The organism is Pseudonocardia sp. 73-21, assembly GCF_001899645.1.
GTDB lineage: Bacteria > Actinomycetota > Actinomycetes > Mycobacteriales > Pseudonocardiaceae > Pseudonocardia.
Genome location: NZ_MKVV01000050.1, coordinates 40,570 through 57,972, shown reverse-complemented (window position 1 = coordinate 57,972; position 17,403 = coordinate 40,570). Strand labels below are relative to the sequence as shown.

The window sequence follows — 17,403 nt, the reverse complement described above, 5'->3', positions numbered from 1 at the left end:
CGGGGACTCGCCCGCGCCGAGCGCGACCCCTCAGTCCCGGCCCGTCCCCTGCCCGAAACGCGGCGGCCGCTTCTCGACGAACGCCGCGATCCCTTCCCTGGCGTCGGCGGTGCCGAAGAGCCGGTCGATTCCGGATGCCTCGGCGCGCATCCCCGCTCGCCGGCCGCCGTCGAGATGGGCCAGCACGCACGCCTTGAGCTCTTGCAGCGCCGGGCGGGCCCCCGCCGCAAGGCCGGCGGCGAACTCCACGGCCTCGGCCAGGAGCCGGTCGACCGGGTGCACACTGTTGACCAGGCCCAGCGACAGCGCCTCCGCGGCCCCGAGCTGGCGTCCGGTATAGAGCAGGTCCAGGGCCCTGCCCTTGCCCACGACCTCCACGAGCCGTTGCGTGCCCCCCGCCCCGGGGAGCAGGCCCAGCTTCACCTCGGGCAGTCCGATCCGTGCCCCCTCGGCGAGCATCCGCAGGTCGCAGGCCAGCGCCAGCTCCATGCCACCACCCATCGCGTGGCCGTTGACAGCGGCGATGGTCGGCAGCGGGATGGCCTCGAGGTCGTCCATCGCCCGCTGGATGCCGCTGATGAACCGCGGCATCTCGTCCGCGTCGAGCGTGTTCATCATCTTGATGTCGGCGCCCGCGACGAACCGCGGCCCGGCACCGGTTATCACAAGAGCGCCCACGTCGTCTCGGGCCGCTGTCCGCGCCGCCGCCAGCGAGATCTCCTGGACGAGCTCGAGGTCCAGTGCGTTCGCCGGCGGTCGGTCCACGGTCAGCAGGCCGACGCCGCGGTCGACCTCGATCCGGACGTGCTGGAGTTCGGTATCGGTCACGGTCATCTCACTGTCCTCCTTGTGCTCGGGTCGCGGTCGCGGCTCAGCGTGCGCTGAGCACCCGGTCGAGCCACGCCACCAGGTCGGCGACCACCTCGGCACGGTTGGTCTCGTTGAGGATCTCGTGCCTGGCGCCCTCGTAGGTGGCTACGGTGACGTCGGTCAGCCCGGCCGCACGGTAACGCTCGACGAGCAGGTTGAGCAGCGCAAGCCCAGCGTTGATCGGGTCCTGGTCACCGGCGACGACGTAGAGCGGCAGGTCCGCGCGGATCCCCGCGAGCCGCTGCGGATCGGCCAGCTCGGTGCCCGCGCCGAACATCAGCTTCGACGACGGGACGTCGGTGCCGAATCCGCAGGCGGGATCGGCTACGTAGGCGTCCACGATCGCCTCGTCACGGCTGAGCCAGTCGGACTCGGTGCGGGCCGGCTCGAAGGCCGCGTTGAACCCGGCGAGCTCGAGGGGCTGGTCCAGGTCGATCGCCGCGGCGAGCTGGTCGAGTGCGGTGCTGCCGGAGAGGACGGCAGCATCGATGCTCCCGCTATGGTCGAGCAGGTACTGCTGGGTGGCCAGCGACCCCATGCTGTGCCCGAGCAGCACGACAGGCAGCCCGGGGTGGGCGTCATGGACCGTCTCCACCAGCGCCCCGATGTCCCCGACCAGGCGGTTCCACCCGTCCTCCCCGAACACCCCGAAGCGCGACGAGTCGCCCGCGGTGGCGCCGTGGCCACGGTGGTCGTTGGCGTAGACCACGAAGCCGGCCGCGTTCAGCGCCGCCGCGGTCTCGGCGTAGCGCCGCGCGTGCTCCCCCATTCCGTGCGCGATCTGCACGATGCCGCGCGCAGCGCCGACCGGATCCCACCGGTAGACCACCACCCGGGTGCCGTCCCGGGACACCAGCTCCGAGGTGTGGGCGTCTTCGACAGTGCTCATCCGGTCCTCCTCGACGAGGTCGTGCGCGACGGGCAGCGCCTAGTGACGCAGTCGCCGCGAGCCGCTAACGTACCGGCTGATCCTTATCAGGAAAACAGTGAGGTTTGCCATGGCGGCGCTACGGGAGCGACTCACCCCGGAACAGGCCGACTTCGTCAAGGCGGTGGATGCGTTCTGCGAGCGGGAGTGCCCGCCGCACCGGCTTCGGGACGTCACCGCGAACGGCACCATCGCCCACGACGACGCCCTCTATCGGAAGCTGGCGGCCACCGGCTGGCTGGGCCTGACCATCCCCGAGGAGTACGGCGGCTCGGGAGGCCGGCTGTCCGACGTCGCGCTGCTCACCGAGCGGTTGTCCTACCATCGGCTGCCGGTCACCGGCTACCTGACCACGGTGATCACCGCGCAGGCCCTGATCAGGTTCGGCACCGAGGAGCAGAAGCGTCGCGTGCTCCCCGCCGTGGCGCAAGGGGCGGTGCTGTCGATCGCGATCACCGAGCCGGACACCGGGTCCGACGCGGCCGCCGTGCGCACCCACGCCCGCCGCGACGGCGACGGCTGGCGGATCAACGGCGAGAAGATCTACACGAGCAACGCCAACCACGCGCGCTGGGTATTGGTCGTCACGCGCACCAACCCGGACGCGGCCAAGCACCGGGGCATCTCGCTGTTCCTCGTGCCGATGGATGCCGTCGACGTCACGAAGCTGGACATGCTCGGCCACATCGACACCACCATCACCCGCTACGCCGACGTACCGGCCACCGACGCCGACATCGTCGGCGGGATCGACAACGGCTGGCAGGCCTTGGTGCAGGGCCTCAACAGCGAGCGGATGATCATCGGGGCCGAAGCGGTCGGGGTCGGCCAGCGCGCGTTCGACGACGTGCTGCGCTACGTGAAGGACCGGCACCAGTTCGGGCAGCCGATCGGTCGCTTCCAGGCCCTCCAGCACGGGCTGGCCGAGACCGCCACCAAGCTGCTGGCCGCCCGGTTGCTGGTCCGCCATGTCGCCGAGCTTCTCGACGAGGGCGATCCAGCGCCCGCGGAGGCGTCGATGGCGAAGCTCTTCGCCACCGAGACGGCTAAGGAGGCCGCACTGCAGGGCATGCAGTTCATGGGCGGCATGGGCTACAGCATGGAGAGCGACATGCAGTCCTACGTGCGCGACAGCCTCGTTATGACGATCTTCGGCGGGACGTCGCAGATCCAGAAGAACATCATCGCCGGCCAGCTCGGCCTCAACGACTGATTGACGAGGAACGCATGTCCGACACGCTCAACGAGCGGCTCGACGAACTGGCCGCCCGCACCGACACGTGGGTCACCCGCGAGACGCTCCAGCGCTACGTCGACGACGGGGCTTGGACCGAACAGAGCTTCGTGCACGATCTCGAGCGGCACGCGGCCGAGCGTCCCAACGCCCTCGCGATCATCGACGAGGACGGCAGGCGCACCAGCTACGGCGAGTACGAGCAGCGCACCCGGCAGCTGGCGAACTCGCTGCTGAGCCTGGGGCTCGAGCCCGGTGACCGGCTCGCGATGCAGCTGCCCAACTCCAGCGAGTTCTGCCTGACCCTGATGGCCTGCGCCAGGGCCAGGATCGTGCCGGTCTTCCTGCACGTCGTCTACGACGAGCACGACCTGGACTACGTGCTGAACCTGACCGGCGCGCGCGCCCTGGTGGTTCCCGCGTCGTTCAAGGGCCGTGAGTTCGTGCCGCTGGCCCGGACGATGCGCGAGCGGGTCGACGTGCTGGAGCACGTCATCGTGGCCGGTGGGGAGGGTGGCCAGGACCTACTGTCCTTCGAGGCCATGATCGCCGCGGAGCAGCCGGTGCACGACCTCGACGCGTTGCGTCCCACCGGAGCCGACCCGTTCTTCATCATGTTCACCTCGGGAACCACCGGGCGACCGAAGGCGGAGCTGCACACCCACGCCAACAACCTGTTCTGGATCCAGAGCTTCGAGCACGGGCAGAGGTTCCCCCGCGACGCACACTGGATCATCGTCACACCGATCGCGCACCTGACCGGGCTGGGCCTGGGGGTGCTCTCGGCCCTGCACCGCGGAGCGGCGTTCACGCTGCTCACCGGCTGGGACGTGGCCCGATGCGTCGAGCTGCTGGAGCGGGACCGGCCCACGTACCTGCTCGGCGCGGCGCCGATGCTGATCGACCTGTCCCGCGTCCCCGGCCTCGGAGCGCGCGACGTGCGGAGCTTGCGCGGCATCTGCTACGCGGGCGCCCCGTGCCCGGCCGAGACCCTCAACGCGCTGCACACCCAGCTCGGGGCCGAGATCTCCGCGTTCTACGGCTACACCGAGGCCGGCGTCACCCACATGACCCGGCCCGGCGACCCGATCTCGATCACCAGCCGGAGCATCGGGTCGGTGATCGACGGCATCGAGATGCGCCTGGTGGACGACGAGGGCAACGACGTCGCCCTCCCGGGGGAGGGCGAGCTCTGGTCCCGCGGGGCCAACTTCGTGGTCGGCTACTACGGCCAGCCGGAGACCACCGCCAGGATGTTCACCCCAGAGGGCTGGTTCCGCTCGGCCGACATCGTCCGGTTCGACACCGACGGGTACGGCTACTTCGTGTCGCGGCGCGACGACCTGATCAACCGGGGCGGCTACAAGATCGACCCCAGGGAGATCGAGGAGCTGCTCTACGAACATCCCCGGGTCGGCCAGGCCGCCGTCGTGGCGATGCCCGACGAGCGGCTCGGCCAGCGGGCGGCCGTCTTCGTCGTGCCGGCGACCCCCGGGGACGACGTCGCGCTGAGCGACCTCACCACCTTCCTCGGCGAGAAGGGGCTCAGCCGCACGAAGTGGCCCGAGGCCGTGGAGCTGGTCGAGTCGTTCCCGATGACCAGCACCGGCAAGTTCATGCGCTACTCCCTTCGGGACCGCGCCCGGCAGCTGCGCCCGCAGCGATGAGTCCGCGCCGTCACCCGGCGCCGACCGGCGCAACGGGCGACGGCGCGCGGTCCGCTGCCGGCGTGATCGACCTGCGCCCGTTCGTCCGCGCCGGCGACACGGTGCTGTGGGGACAGGCGGGCGCCGAGCCCCGGGCCCTCATCGGGGCACTCCTGCGCCAGGCCAGCGGGCTCGGCGGGGTCACCGCGTTCGTGGGGTTGACCTGCGACGATCGGCTCGCATCCGCGCCCGATGTCGCGCTGCGCTCCTACGGGGCGCTCGGGGTTCTCGCGGGCCACCCGGTCGAGGTGGTGCGCTGCCACATGTCCGCGCTCCCCGGCCTCATCCGTGCCGGCCGCCAGCCCGTGGACGTCGTCCTCTGCCAGGTCTCCCCGGCGGACGCGGACGGCTACCACAGCCTCGGGGTGAGCGTCGACTACTTGTTCGGCGCGCTGGCGGCCGCCCGGGTGGTGCTGGCCGAGGTCGACCCACGGGTACCGGTGACCGCGGGGCCGGGGCGGGTCCACGGGTCCGCGTTCGCCGCCGTCGTGGCCGCCGACTGCGGGCCGACCTGCGTGCCCGACCGCCGGGGCGGTGACGTCGAGGCCAGGATCGCCGCGCACATCGCCGCCCTCGTCCCGGACGGGGCGACACTGCAGCTGGGGATCGGCGGCCTCGCGACCGCCGTGGCGTCCGCGCTGCACGGGCGCCGCGGGTTGCGCGTGCACAGCGGGCTGGTCGGCGACTGGCTGGTCGACCTCGACGAACGCGGGGTGTTGGCCGACGACGGGGCCGGACCCGTGGTCGTCACCGGCACGGCACTGGGGACGCAACGCCTCTACCGCTACCTCGACCGCAACCCGAGGGTCGAGATGCGGCCGGTCGACCTCGTCCATCCGGCCGGGATCACCGGAGCGCTCCCCCGCTTCGTCGCCGTGAACCAGGGGCTGCAGGTCGACCTCGACGGGCAGGTCGGTGCCGAGTCGGTCGCGGGCCGGTACCTCGGAGCCGTCGGGGGCCAGGTCGACTTCCTGCGAGGCGCAGCCGCATCGGCGGGCGGGATCGGGATCGTGGCGCTGCCGTCGGTGACCTCGCGCGGTGAGTCGCGCATCGTGGATCGGCTCGGTGGACCGGTCACCACAGCGGCAGCCGACGTGGGATGGGTCGTCACCGAGCACGGCGCCGTCGACCTGCGGGGGCTCGGCTCGGGACAGCGGGCGCGGGCACTGCGTTCCGTCGCCGATCCGGCCCACCGCGACCGGCTCGACGTGCCGGCTCGCCCGCGTTGCCCCGACGTGCGAGTTACGTCATAATCCTTATGATGATCGGAGGCAGGCATGGCGAGGACGCAGCGTCCGCTCCCACTCCGCGACGACGAGGGCGTCTCGCGGATGTACGAACTCGGCCTGTGGGATGAGCGCACCCTCGCCGACATCGTCGACGAGCACGCACGGACGGATCCGGACAAGCTCGCCGTCATCGACGCCCGGAGCAGGGTGAGCTACGGCGAGCTGGGCGAGCTGTCCCTGCGGCTCGCCACAGTCCTGCACGGCCTCGGGGTCGAGCCGGGTGACCCGGTGGCCGTCCAGCTCCCCGGCTGCACGCTGCTCCCCGCGCTGCACCTCGCGTGCGTGCGGATCGGCGCGCTGTTCATGCCGCTGAGCACCGCGTGGCGCGGCGCGGAGCTGCGGCCGCTGCTGGCCGCCGTCGGGGCCCCGGTGCTCGTGGTGCCGGGAGCCGGCGGGATCGACGACGACTTCGACTTCCTCGGCCTCGCCGGGTCGATCCGCGACGAGCAGCCGACGCTGCGGGCGGTGATCCCGGCGCGCAGCGGGAACGCCGACGCGATCGAGGCGCTGGCCGCGGCGGTCACCACCCGGCAGGCCGTCGACGAGGTCGCCGGGCTGCGGGCCTCCGCCGAGGCGCCGGTGCTGGTCATGTCGTCGTCGGGCACCACGGGCACACCGAAGGCCGCGGTCTGGGGTGGCAACGACCTCAAGGCCCTGCTGCTGCACAACGTCGTTCCCCGGCTGCGGCTGACCGCCGACGACGTCGCCGCGGGCCTGGCCCCGGCGGGCACCGGTTCCACCGGCTACATCTTCCCGGTCCTGACACCCCTGCTGCTGGGCGCGACCGCGGCGATCCTGGAACGGTGGTCACCCCAGGCCGCGCTCGACCTCATCGTCGCGGAGGGCGCCACGTACGCCACCGCGATCCCGACCCAGATGGTGATGTTGCTCCCGCTCGGCCTCGAGGCCGCCGATCTGTCCCGCTTCACCCGGTTCAACAACGCCGGGGCACCGCTGCCCCCGAGTACCGCTCGGGAGCTGGAGGAGCGGATGGGCTGCCGCGTGCAGAGCATCTACGGCTCCACTGACGGCGGCGTCCCGGTGATGACGTCGGTGGACGACGAGGAGCAGGTGCGCCGCACCACCGTCGGCTCGGTCTGCGCGGGGGTCGAGGTGAAGCTCGTCGGCGCCGACGGCGCCGTCCTCCTCTCCGGCGAGGCGGGCGAGGTCTGCTGGCGGGCCGGCAAGTCCTACGGCTACCTGAACCAGCCTGCCTACGACGCGGCCGCCTTCGATGCGGAACGCTGGTTCCATTCCGGGGACGTCGGCCGGTTCGACGACGATGGCAACCTGCGGATCGTCGGGCGGATCAAGGACATGATCCTGCGCGGGGGCACCAACATCTTTCCGGCCGAGATCGAGCACCTCGTGTCCCAGCACCCGGGCGTCGCCGACGTGGCGGTCGTGGGGATACCCGACGACCGCCTCGGTGAGCGCGCCTGCGCCGTCGTCGTCCCGGTCGCGGGGGCGCCGCCCGACCTCGCCGGGCTCTGCGCGTTCTTGCGCGACCGCGAGGTGGCGGTGGTCAAGCTGCCCGAGGAGCTCGTCCTCGTCGACGCCCTGCCGACGAACGCGGGCGGCAAGATCGACAAGGCGCGGGTGCGGGAGACCGCCGTCGAGGAGCTCCAGGCCCGGTCGGCCTGACCGCCCGCCCCGTCCACCCGTCACGGAAGGACCCGCATGACCACCCCGCTCGACCAGCTGACCGACGCCCAGACCGAACTCGTCGCCCTCGCCCGCAGGATCGCCCAGGAGGAGCTGCGGCCCCGCGCGGCGGAGTGGGACCGTCGCGCGGAGTTCCCCGAGGAACAGTTCCAGCTGCTGCGCAAGGCCGGCCTGACCGCGCTCACCGTGCCCGTCGAGTACGGCGGCCGGGGCCTGGGCACGTTCGAGGCCTGCCTGGTGCTCGAGGAGCTCGCGGCCGGCTGCCTGGCCAGCGCGATGACCATCCAGATGCAGGTCAACGGGCCGCCGCGGGTGATCGCCCGGATCGGCACCGACCAGCAGCGCGAGGAGTACCTGCCGCGGGTCGCCGACGGGTCGGTGTGTTTCTCCATCGCCATGACCGAGCCGCAGGCCGGCTCCGACGGCACCGCGCTGCAGACCACGCTGAGCCCGCACGGCGACGGCTTCCTGCTCAACGGGGAGAAGTGCCACATCACCGGGGCGCTGCGCTCGGACGCCTTCCTGGTCTTCTGCCGCGCCCCCGACACCACCGGTCCAGACGGCATCGGGGCGGTGCTCATCGACCGCGACGTCGAGGGCATGGCCCCGATCGAGACCGAGGAGAAGATGGGCGGGCGCGCCATCGCCGAGGGGATCATGCGCTTCACCGACGTCCCGGTGCGGGCCGACCAGGTGGTGCTGATGCCGCGCAAGGGCTCCCGCGACGGCGCCCGGTTCCTCGTGCGCCAGTTCAACCCGGAGCGCTGCGGCAACGCCGCGATGGCCGTCGGGCTGGCCCGCGCAGCGCTGGAGGACGCGGTCGCCTACGTCAAGGAACGCCAGCAGTTCGGCCGCGCGATCGTGGAGTTCCAGGGACCGCAGTGGAAGATCGCCGACATGGCCACCGCCATCGACGGCGCGCGGCTGCTGCTGTGGCGCGCGGCCCGGACCGACGTCGAGGGTTTCCCCGGCATCCGGGAGACCGCCATGGCCAAGCTCGCCGCGAACGAGGCGGCGGTCATGGTCACCTCCGAGGCGCTGCAGCTGCTCGGCCACAAGGGCTACCTGACCCGGTACCCGATGGAGCGTTACGTGCGTGACGCGTTCGGCCTGGGCATCGGCGGGGGGACGACCGGCATCCTGCGCAACATGGTCGCGGGCGAGGTCACCGGCGTGCGCGTCAGCCAGCGGAGGTCCTGATGGACCTGTCACTCTCGGGGGCGGCGCTGGACTACCGCGACGAGCTGCGCGACTGGGTGGCCGCGACGCTGCCCGTCGGATGGCGCGACGTGCCCGTCGGCATCGGCGACGACGCCGCGTACGTCGCGATGCGCCGCGACTGGGGCACGATGCTGCACGAGGGAGGTTGGCTGGCCCCGCACTGGCCTGCCGCTTGCGGTGGTCGCGGGCTCGGCGTGGATGCGCAGCTCGCTTTCCTCGACGTGCTGGTCGCGGCCGGCGCACCGGAGCCGATGAACACCAACGGGATGAGCATCTTCGCCCCGGCTCTGATGGCCTTCGGCACCGACGATCAGCGGGCCCGTTATCTCGGCCCGATGCTCGCCCACGACGACATCTGGTGCCAGGGCTTCTCCGAGCCCGGTGCCGGGTCCGATCTGGGCGGGCTGACCACCCGTGCGATCCCCGACGGGGACGGGTTCGTGGTGTCCGGGCAGAAGGTATGGACCTCCTACGCCCTGTTCGCGCAGCGCTGTTACCTGATGGTGCGCGTCACCGGGGTCCCGGACGGGGTGACGATGGTCGTCCTGCACATGGACCGCCCGGGGGTCACCGTCCGGCCGCTGCGCAACCTCACCGGCAGCAGCGAGTTCTGCGAGGTCTTCCTCGACGACGTCACGGTCGACGCCGACGACATCGTCGGCGAGATCGGCGACGGCTGGCGGGTGGCCACCTACGCACTGGCCAGGGAGCGATCCACCGGCCTGGCCCAACGGGCGCTGCAGCTCTCCCGCGAGCTGGAGCTGATGAACGCGCGGCTGCACGCCGGCGGGCACGACGGCGCCGCGCTGGTGGGCGCGTTCGTGCGCAGCCGGGCGGTGGACAGCACGGTGCGCCGGGTACTGGCCACGATCGCCGAAGGTGCCGAGCCCGGGATGCTCGCGCCGGTGGCCAAGGTGCTGTGGAGCGAGGGACATCAGGCCCAGCTCGCCACCCTGGTCGAGATCGCCGGTCCGGAGGTCACCGCCGCCGGCGACGGGTGGGCCGACTGGCTGCGCGCGCTGCTGTTCAGCCGGGCCGAGACCATCTACGGCGGGACGTCGGAGATCCAGCGCAACCTGATCGCGAAGTCGCTCGGCCTGCCGAGCGACCGCGGCTGACCGGATCGGAGCAGACGGGATGGACTACCGGATCGACGACGAGGTGGCGGCGCTGCGCGCGGCGCTGCTGACGTTCCTGCGCGAGCGGATGCCCGACCCCGGCGCGGAGCCGGGCCCCGACGAGCGGCTCGCCGCCTGGCTGGAGCTGGTCGGCTCGGAGTGGCTGGAGCACTACACCACCGGCACCGGCGACCCCGCCGAGCGCGTGTCGGCGCTACACGTGGCGGAGGCGTTCGGCGCGGTGCCGGTCACCGGGCCCGTCGACGTCGTGGCGGGATACCTGCTGCCGCTAGCCGCTGCGACCGGCTGGACAGCGGGCCTCGACCGGCTGCGCGACGGGTCGCTGGTCACAGCGCTCGTGCCCGGCCTCGACACTCCCGGCCGGGACGGCGTCCCCCGTCGTCGGGCCGAGCGCCTCCCGGCCGTGCGCGACGGCGCGGTGCGCGTGACAGGCCGGCTCGAGCGGGTGCCGTGCGCCGCCGACGCCCACGCCGTCGTCGTCGCCGTCGAACTGGACGGACTGCCCGCCCTCGCCCTCGTCGAGACCGAGCGCGACGGCGTCGCGGTTGGCGCGCCATCGGGCGTTGACCTGCGCCGTCCGGTGGCCGACGTGACGTTCGACGACGCCGAGGCCGCCGCGGTGCACACCGCGACGGACCTGGTGGACCGCGAGGACTCCAGCGCGGCCGGGCACAGCCTGTTCCTCGACGCCGAGGCCGTCGGCGGCGGCACCGAGGTGATCGCCCGGAGCGTCGAGTACTGCACCGGGCGGGTCCAGTTCGGCCGGCCGGTCGGGTCGTTCCAGGCTGTCCGGCACCGACTGGCCGACGTGACGGCCACGGTCGAGGGCGGGCGCTCGCTCGCCTACCGCGCGGCGTGGGACCTCGCGGCCGCCATCCCGAGCGCCGCTGCCGACGTGATCGCCAGCAGGCTCTGGTCCTCGGCCGCCTACCTCGCGGCCGCCGAGGCCGCAGTGCAGTGCCACGGCGGGACGGGCTTCACCTGGGAGCAGGGCGTGCACCGGTGGTACCGGGCCGCCATCGCCGGCCGGGGCGGGGCCGACCTGGCCGCGGCCCGTGCCGCGGTCGCCGCACACCTGCGCCTGCTCGCCACCGGCCCCACCGGAGTGCGGGTCGCCGCACCCGTCGGGGCGGCGCGGAGGGCAGGTTGATGGGCGAGGACGTGGTGCTGGTCGACCGGCCGCAGCCCGGCGTCACCGTGCTGACGCTCAACCGGCCCGCGGTACGCAACGCCGCGAACTGGCAGACGTGGGAGGAACTAGGCCCGGCGATCGTCGATGCGGCCCGCGACGACGGCTGCCGCGCCGTGGTGCTGACCGGCGCGGGAGGCGCGTTCTGCGCGGGCGGGGACGTCAAGTCCTCCCCGTCGCGCGGCACCGGCCTCGGGGCCCCGGCCGCCCGGCTGCTCGTCGCCCAGCGGGTGCTGCAGGACCTCCTCGCGGTGCCCAAACCGGTGCTCGCGGCCGTCGAGGGTCCGGCGATGGGGATCGGCTGGAGCCTCGCGCTGGCGTGTGACGTGGTCGTCGCGGCCCGCGACGCCGTGTTCGGCGCGCCATTCGTGCTGCGCGGGCTGGTGCCCGACGGCGGCGCGGCCTGGTTCCTGACCAGGGCGCTCGGCCGGCAGCGGGCCGCGGCGCTGCTGCTGTCGGGCGGCCGGATGGCCGCGCCGGAAGCCGACGAGGCCGGCCTCGTCGCGCGACTGAGCGAGCCGGGCGCGGCGCTGGCCGACGCCGTCGCGATGGCCATGACGATGGCCGCCGGGCCGGCCGAGGCGCTGCGGCTGACCAAGGGGATGGTCCGCGCCGCACTCGACCTGCCGCTGGAGCGGTTCCTCGAGGTCGAGTGGCTCAGCGCAACGCTCGACATCACCGGGCCCGACGCGGCCGAGGGACGCGCGTCGTTCGTCGAGAAGCGTCCACCCGACTTCTCCGCCGTCCGCGGCGACACCCCCCAGGAGACATGATGACCGTGCAGATCGACCTGACCGGCCGCGTGGCGATGGTCACCGGAGGCGGCAGCGGCATCGGCCGGGAGACCTCGCGGCTGCTGGCCAGAAGCGGTGCGGCCGTCGGCGTCGCCGACCGCGACACGGCCGCCGCGCAGGGCACCGTCGAGCTGATCACCGCTGCGGGCGGCACGGCGGTCGCACTGCGGGTGGACGTGCGCGACCCCGCGGCCGCAGCGGCCGCCGTCGCCGACACGCTCGCCCACCTCGGCCGCCTCGACATCCTCGTCAACAACGCCGCCGCATGGACGATCAAGCTGTTCAAGGACCTCACGCTGGCCGACTACGAGCACGACATCGGCGTCAGCTTGATCGGGGCCATGGTGATGACCCGCGCCGCCTACGACGTCATGCGCGAGCAGGGCGATGGCCGCGTCGTCAACCTGATCTCCGACAGCGGCCGGGTCGGCGAGCCGTTCATGGTCGCCTACGGCGCCGCCAAGGCCGGGGTGATCGGGTTCACCAAGGGCTTCGCCAAGGAGGCAGCCCGCTACGGTATCCGCTGCAACGCCGTCTCGCCCGGCACCACCAAGACACCCGGCGCCCAGCCCGTGATCGACAAGTGGGGCGGTGAGGAGAAGCTGCTCGCGGCCTACCCGATCCGCCGCCTCGGCGAACCCGCCGACCAGGCCAACGCCATCCTGTTCCTCTGCTCCGACATGAGCTCCTGGGTGACCGGGCAGATCCTGTCGGTCAGCGGCGGCTACACGATGGCCGACTGAGGGGACCGTGATGGACTTCGATCTCGACCAGGACCACGACGACCTGCGCAAGGGCGTCCGCGGGCTGATCGCCCGGTTCGACGACGAGTACTGGTCGGCCTGCGACTCCGCTCACCGCTTCCCGACCGAGTTCTACCAGGCACTCGCCGAGGGTGGCTGGCTCGGCGTGGCGATCCCGGAGGAGTACGGCGGCGCGGGACTGGGCATCACCGAGGCCGCGCTGCTGCTGCAGGAGGTCGCCTCCTCGGGTGCCGCCATGAACGGGTGCAGCGCGATCCACCTGACGATCTTCGGGATGAACCCGCTGGTCAAGCACGGCTCCGCCGAGCTGCGCCACGAGCTGCTCCCCCGCGTCGTCTCCGGCGACCTGCACGTCTCGTTCGGTGTGACCGAACCCGACGCCGGCACGGACACGTCCAGGATCACCACCCGCGCGCGGCGTGACGGTGACGGCTACGTCGTCGACGGCCGCAAGGTGTGGATCACCAAGGCCCAGCAGGCCGAGTACCTGCTGCTGCTCACCCGGACCACCCCGCTGGAGGAATGCGCGAAGCGCACCGACGGGATGACGCTGTTCATGGCGCCGATGGACCGCTCCGCGATCGAGGTCCGCGAGATCCCCAAGATGGGCCGCAACGCGGTCAACTCCAACGAGCTGTTCATCGACGGGCTGCGGGTGCCCGCGTCGTGCCGGATCGGCGAGGAGGGCAAGGGCTTCCGCTACCTGCTCGACGGGCTCAACCCCGAGCGCATCCTGCTGGCCCACGAGTCGATCGGCATTGGGCGCGTCGCGGTGGACCGCGCGGTGACCTACGCCAACCAGCGGGTCGTGTTCGACCGCCCGATCGGGCAGAACCAGGGCATCGCGTTCCCGCTGGCCGAGGCCACCATGCGGCTCGACGCCGCCGAGCTGGTCGCCCGCAAGGCGGCCTGGCTCTACGACCGCGGACGGCCGTGCGCGCGCGAGGCCAACTCGGCCAAGTACCTCGCCGCCGACGCCGCGTTCTTCGCCGCCGACCGCGCGGTGCAGACCCACGGCGGGTTCGGCTACGCCGTCGAGTACCACGTCGAGCGCTACTTCCGCGAGGCGCGCCTGATGCGGATCGCGCCGATCTCCCAGGAGATGGTGCTCAACTACGTCAGCGAGCACGTCCTCGGCCTGCCGAGGTCCTACTGAGCCCACTGATCGGGCAGACGCTAATCGGTCATCCGGCGTAGAGCGCCTCGATGTCCGCGGCGTACTTGGCCGCGATCGGCTTGCGGCGCAGTTTGCTCGTCGGGGTCAGCTCGTCACCGGCCGGCAGCCACTCGTCCGCGAGCAGCTTCCACCGCTTGATCTGCTCGATCCGGGACAGCTTGGCGTTGGCTCGGGCGACACCGGCGCCCACCTCGGCGAGCACTGCCGGGTCCTCCGAGAACGACGCCAGGTTCGACCCGTCCAGGCCGTGTTCGGCGGCGAACGCGGGGACCGCCTCGGCGTCGAGCACCAAGATGGCGACGTTGTACGGCCGGGCGTCGCCGAAGCAGACGGCCTGGCCGATCAACGCGCTGCCGGACTTGAGCTCGGCCTCGATGTTGGCGGGCGACATGTTCTTGCCGCCGCTGTTGATGATCAGTTCCTTCTTGCGGTCGATGATCGTGAGGTAGCCGTCGGCGTCGATCCGCCCGACGTCGCCGGTGTGCATGTAGCCCTGCTCGTCGACGGCCTCCGCAGTGCGCTCCGGCTGGTTGCGGTAGCCCCGCATCACGATCGGGCCCCGGACCAGCACCTCCCCGTCCTCGGCCAGCCGCACCTCGACGCCGGGCAGCGCGGTGCCGCAGGTGCCCAGCTTGATCCGGCCGGGCGGGTTCCACGTCGCGATCGGCGAGAGCTCCGACATCCCCCACACCTCGGCCATCATCAGCCCCAGCGCGGCGAAGAACTCGTGCACCGGCATCGGCGTCGGGGCAGCTCCGACCAGCCTCACCTCGGCCGCGTCGAGGCCGAGCTTGGCGCGCAGCGGGGCCAACACCGCCTCCTCCCCCGCGCTCGCCCGGCGCGCGGTCGCCGCGTCGACCTCGGTACCGGCCTGCTCGGCCCGCACCCGCGCGAGGTTGGCCTCGACCGCGTCGTCGAACGCGGCCCGGAACTCCGCCGGGGCGGCGGCGACCTGCGCCTCGACCGCTGTCTTGAGCTTCTCCCACACTCGCGGTACCGCGAGGAAGATCGTGGGCCGGCACTCGACGAGCGCCGCACCCAGCCGGGACGCGTCCGGGCAGCAGGTCACCGTGTATCCGAGGTTGTTGGCCAGGTAGATGCCGATCGTGCGGTCCGCGATGTGCGCGGCGGGCAGGTAGGACACGACCCGACCACCGGGCTTGATCGGCCAGGTGCGCACCAGCATGTTCCACTGCGCGATCAGGTTGGCGTGGGTCAGCTCCACGCCCTTGGGCGGCCCGGTCGTGCCGGACGTGTAGATCAGCGTCGCGACGTCAGCCGGCTGGACGACCGCGCTGGCCTCGGCCAGGTCGAACCCCGCCGGAGCGGCCGCGACGAGCCCGTCGAGGGTGAGCGTGCCGTCCTCACCCGCGCCGTCGATCACGACGATGTGGTCGACGGAACCACCAATGGCCAGTGCTGCACGGACGATCGGGAGGAACTGCCGCTCGGTGACGACGACCCGGTTCGCCGCGTCGGAGAACAGGTACGCGACCTGCTCGGCGGACGAGGTGTTGTACACCGAGAACGGGGTGGCGCCCAGGTGCTGGGCGGCGGTGTCGACCACGAAGAACTCGGGCCGGTTGGCCAGCATCAGCCCGACGCTGTCCCCGCGGCGTACCCCGAGGCCGGTGAGCCCGCCGGCGACGTCCGCGACGCGGCCGCGGTACTGGTTCCAGGTCAACACCCGCGTCTCGCCGAGGGTGCGCAGCGCGACGTCGTCGGCGAAGCGGGCGACGGTGCGGGCGAAGACCTCCGGCAGGGTGCGCGCACCGTCCAGCGGCAGCGGACCGCCACACAAGGGGGCGAGGGACAGGTATCCGGGGGTGTCGACGGTCGCGGTCACGTTCGCTCTCCTCCGAGGTCACGGATGATGTCGGTCACGCGCTGATCGAGGGTAGTGGGCATCGCCGGCCCGGGGCATCGGCCGATCGCCTCAACGGACCGGGGCGGGCGGCACTCAGCCCGTGGCGAACCAGACGGACTTCTCACGGGTGAAGTGGCTCATCCCCGAGAAGCCACCCTCGCGGCCGAACCCGGAGTCCTTGTAGCCGCCGAACGGCACGGCCGGGTGCAGGAGGTTGTAGGCGTTGATCCAGACGTTGCCCGCCTCGATCCTGGTGGCGAAGCGCAGTGCGCGATCGACCCGGCTGGTGAAGATGCCCGATCCCAACCCGTAGGTGGCGTCGTTCGCGATGCGCAGCGCCTCGTCCTCGTCGGCGAACGGCATCACCGAGAGGACCGGCCCGAAGATCTCCTCGCGGGCGATTCGCGCGGTCGGCTCGACGTTGTCGAACACCGTCGGCGTGACGTAGAAGCCCGGCAGGTCCGGCCGGGTCCCACCGGTCACGAGCGCGGCGCCCTCGTCCCGGCCGACTTGGACGTAGCCCTCGACCCGGTCCCGGTGGGCGGCCGAGATCACCGGACCGAGCACGGTGGACTCGTCCGCCGGGTCGCCGATCGTCAGCCCGCTGGCCGTCGCGGTCACCGCGTCGAGCAGCTCGTCGTGCACGGAGCGGTGCACCAGCAGCCGCGAGCTCGCGGTGCACATCTCCCCCGCGTTGAGGAAGATCCCCAGGAACGCGGCCTTGGCGGCGCTCTTGATGTCCGCGTCGTCGAACACCACCAGCGGCGACTTGCCGCCCAGCTCCATCGTGCAGGTCTTGAGCTCGCCACCCGCGGTGGCCGCCACCTTGCGGCCGACCGCGTCCGACCCGGTGAAGGACACGTGGCCGATCCCGGGATGGCGCACCAGAGCCTCGCCGGCCGCGGACGCCGCGTCGGTCACGACGTTCACCAGGCCCGGCGGGATCCCGGCCTCCAGCGCGACCGTGGCCAGCGCCAGCGCCGACAGCGAGGCCAGCGGCGACGGCTTGATCACGATGGCGTTGCCGGCCGCGAGAGCGGAGACCGCCTTGCCGGCCGCACCCACCAGCGCGAAGTTCCACGGCGTGATGCCGGCGACGACACCGATCGGCTCGCGCAGCACCATCGTCACGAACCGGCCGGAGACCGGGATGGTGCGGCCCTCCAGCTTGTCGGGCATCCCGGCGTAGTAGCGCATGTTCTCCATGAGCATCGACCCGTCCACGGCGCGGGCCGTGGCGATGGGCTTGCCGACATCCAGGCTCTCGATCTTCGCGAGGTCCTCCACCCGCTCCTGGCAGAGGTCCGCCCACCGCCGGAGCAGCCCGGCCCGGGTGGCGACCGACCGCTTCGCCCAGGCCCGCTGCGCCTCGCGCGCGACCCGGACGGCATGGTCCACGTCGGCGGCGCCGGCGGCGGGCAGCCGCGTGATGACCGACCCGTCGGCCGGGTTGTGCACGGCGAAGGTCTCGCCACTGCGAGCGTCGAGCAGCTCGCCGCCGACCACCATCCTGTTGACGAGCAGCGCGGGTGCCGGGGTGTCGGCGACCTGGGTCATGCG

14 protein-coding genes are annotated in these 17,403 nt (G+C 72.4%); 10 read left to right on the top strand and 4 right to left on the bottom strand.

The features are described 5' to 3' along the window. Window positions 1–30 precede the first annotated feature (30 nt). A complete protein-coding gene (locus BGP03_RS16260; RefSeq protein WP_296368599.1) occupies window positions 31–834 on the bottom strand; it encodes an enoyl-CoA hydratase-related protein in 804 nt (267 codons plus the stop codon). A 37-nt stretch (window positions 835–871) separates the two neighbouring features. Continuing rightward, window positions 872–1,759, bottom strand: a complete 888-nt coding sequence (locus BGP03_RS16255) for an alpha/beta hydrolase (RefSeq protein WP_296368601.1) — start codon at window positions 1,757–1,759, stop codon at window positions 872–874. Window positions 1,760–1,868: 109 nt separating this feature from the next. On the opposite strand from BGP03_RS16255, the gene BGP03_RS16250 reads away from it, so the two are divergent. The 10 genes from BGP03_RS16250 (at window position 1,869) to BGP03_RS16205 (ending at window position 13,955) form a co-directional block, all read left to right on the top strand. Continuing rightward, window positions 1,869–3,011, top strand: a complete 1,143-nt coding sequence (locus BGP03_RS16250) for an acyl-CoA dehydrogenase family protein (RefSeq protein ID WP_296368603.1) — start codon at window positions 1,869–1,871, stop codon at window positions 3,009–3,011. 14 nt (window positions 3,012–3,025) lie between these two features. Then, the gene (locus BGP03_RS16245) at window positions 3,026–4,699 is read left to right on the top strand and encodes an AMP-binding protein (RefSeq protein WP_296368605.1); all 1,674 of its coding nucleotides are present in this window, start codon (window positions 3,026–3,028) and stop codon (window positions 4,697–4,699) included. 62 nt (window positions 4,700–4,761) lie between these two features. Continuing rightward, entirely contained in the window at window positions 4,762–5,991 is a 1,230-nt protein-coding gene (locus tag BGP03_RS16240) for an acetyl-CoA hydrolase/transferase C-terminal domain-containing protein (protein WP_296368606.1), read from the top strand. 24 nt (window positions 5,992–6,015) lie between these two features. Further along, complete coding sequence (locus BGP03_RS16235) at window positions 6,016–7,671, top strand: AMP-binding protein (protein WP_296368608.1); 1,656 nt, start codon at window positions 6,016–6,018, stop codon at window positions 7,669–7,671. Window positions 7,672–7,707: 36 nt separating this feature from the next. Continuing rightward, a complete protein-coding gene (locus tag BGP03_RS16230) occupies window positions 7,708–8,892 on the top strand; it encodes an acyl-CoA dehydrogenase family protein (RefSeq protein WP_296368610.1) in 1,185 nt (394 codons plus the stop codon). Beyond that, a complete protein-coding gene (locus tag BGP03_RS16225) occupies window positions 8,892–10,031 on the top strand; it encodes an acyl-CoA dehydrogenase family protein (RefSeq protein WP_296368612.1) in 1,140 nt (379 codons plus the stop codon). The genes BGP03_RS16230 and BGP03_RS16225 overlap by 1 nt, the downstream gene beginning before the upstream one ends. Before the next feature lie 19 nt (window positions 10,032–10,050). Beyond that, a complete protein-coding gene (locus BGP03_RS16220; protein ID WP_296368614.1) occupies window positions 10,051–11,202 on the top strand; it encodes an acyl-CoA dehydrogenase family protein in 1,152 nt (383 codons plus the stop codon). After that, a complete protein-coding gene (locus BGP03_RS16215) occupies window positions 11,202–12,014 on the top strand; it encodes an enoyl-CoA hydratase-related protein (RefSeq protein ID WP_296368615.1) in 813 nt (270 codons plus the stop codon). Before BGP03_RS16220 ends, BGP03_RS16215 begins: the two co-directional genes overlap by 1 nt. Then, window positions 12,014–12,778: an SDR family oxidoreductase gene (locus BGP03_RS16210; RefSeq protein ID WP_296368616.1), complete on the top strand. Its 765-nt coding sequence runs from the start codon at window positions 12,014–12,016 to the stop codon at window positions 12,776–12,778. Before BGP03_RS16215 ends, BGP03_RS16210 begins: the two co-directional genes overlap by 1 nt. Before the next feature lie 10 nt (window positions 12,779–12,788). Continuing rightward, entirely contained in the window at window positions 12,789–13,955 is a 1,167-nt protein-coding gene (locus BGP03_RS16205) for an acyl-CoA dehydrogenase family protein (protein ID WP_296368617.1), read from the top strand. A 28-nt stretch (window positions 13,956–13,983) separates the two neighbouring features. On the opposite strand, the gene BGP03_RS16200 is transcribed toward BGP03_RS16205, so the two are convergent. Continuing rightward, window positions 13,984–15,822 carry an AMP-dependent synthetase/ligase gene (locus BGP03_RS16200; protein WP_296368618.1) on the bottom strand — a complete coding sequence of 613 codons (1,839 nt, stop codon included), beginning with the start codon at window positions 15,820–15,822 and terminating at the stop codon, window positions 13,984–13,986. A gap of 114 nt (window positions 15,823–15,936) precedes the next feature. Further along, entirely contained in the window at window positions 15,937–17,400 is a 1,464-nt protein-coding gene (locus BGP03_RS16195; RefSeq protein WP_296368619.1) for an aldehyde dehydrogenase family protein, read from the bottom strand. Window positions 17,401–17,403: the final 3 nt, after the last annotated feature.

What these genes read in the sequence shown, in the direction of transcription:
- BGP03_RS16260 (WP_296368599.1), bottom strand. Translation starts at nt 834, where the DNA reads ATGACCGTGACCGATACCGAACTCCAGCACGTCCGGATCGAGGTCGAC.
- BGP03_RS16255 (WP_296368601.1), bottom strand. Translation starts at nt 1,759, where the DNA reads ATGAGCACTGTCGAAGACGCCCACACCTCGGAGCTGGTGTCCCGGGAC.
- BGP03_RS16250 (WP_296368603.1), top strand. Translation starts at nt 1,869, where the DNA reads ATGGCGGCGCTACGGGAGCGACTCACCCCGGAACAGGCCGACTTCGTC.
- BGP03_RS16245 (WP_296368605.1), top strand. Translation starts at nt 3,026, where the DNA reads ATGTCCGACACGCTCAACGAGCGGCTCGACGAACTGGCCGCCCGCACC.
- BGP03_RS16235 (WP_296368608.1), top strand. Translation starts at nt 6,016, where the DNA reads ATGGCGAGGACGCAGCGTCCGCTCCCACTCCGCGACGACGAGGGCGTC.
- BGP03_RS16230 (WP_296368610.1), top strand. Translation starts at nt 7,708, where the DNA reads ATGACCACCCCGCTCGACCAGCTGACCGACGCCCAGACCGAACTCGTC.
- BGP03_RS16225 (WP_296368612.1), top strand. Translation starts at nt 8,892, where the DNA reads ATGGACCTGTCACTCTCGGGGGCGGCGCTGGACTACCGCGACGAGCTG.
- BGP03_RS16220 (WP_296368614.1), top strand. Translation starts at nt 10,051, where the DNA reads ATGGACTACCGGATCGACGACGAGGTGGCGGCGCTGCGCGCGGCGCTG.
- BGP03_RS16215 (WP_296368615.1), top strand. Translation starts at nt 11,202, where the DNA reads ATGGGCGAGGACGTGGTGCTGGTCGACCGGCCGCAGCCCGGCGTCACC.
- BGP03_RS16210 (WP_296368616.1), top strand. Translation starts at nt 12,014, where the DNA reads ATGACCGTGCAGATCGACCTGACCGGCCGCGTGGCGATGGTCACCGGA.
- BGP03_RS16205 (WP_296368617.1), top strand. Translation starts at nt 12,789, where the DNA reads ATGGACTTCGATCTCGACCAGGACCACGACGACCTGCGCAAGGGCGTC.
- BGP03_RS16195 (WP_296368619.1), bottom strand. Translation starts at nt 17,400, where the DNA reads ATGACCCAGGTCGCCGACACCCCGGCACCCGCGCTGCTCGTCAACAGG.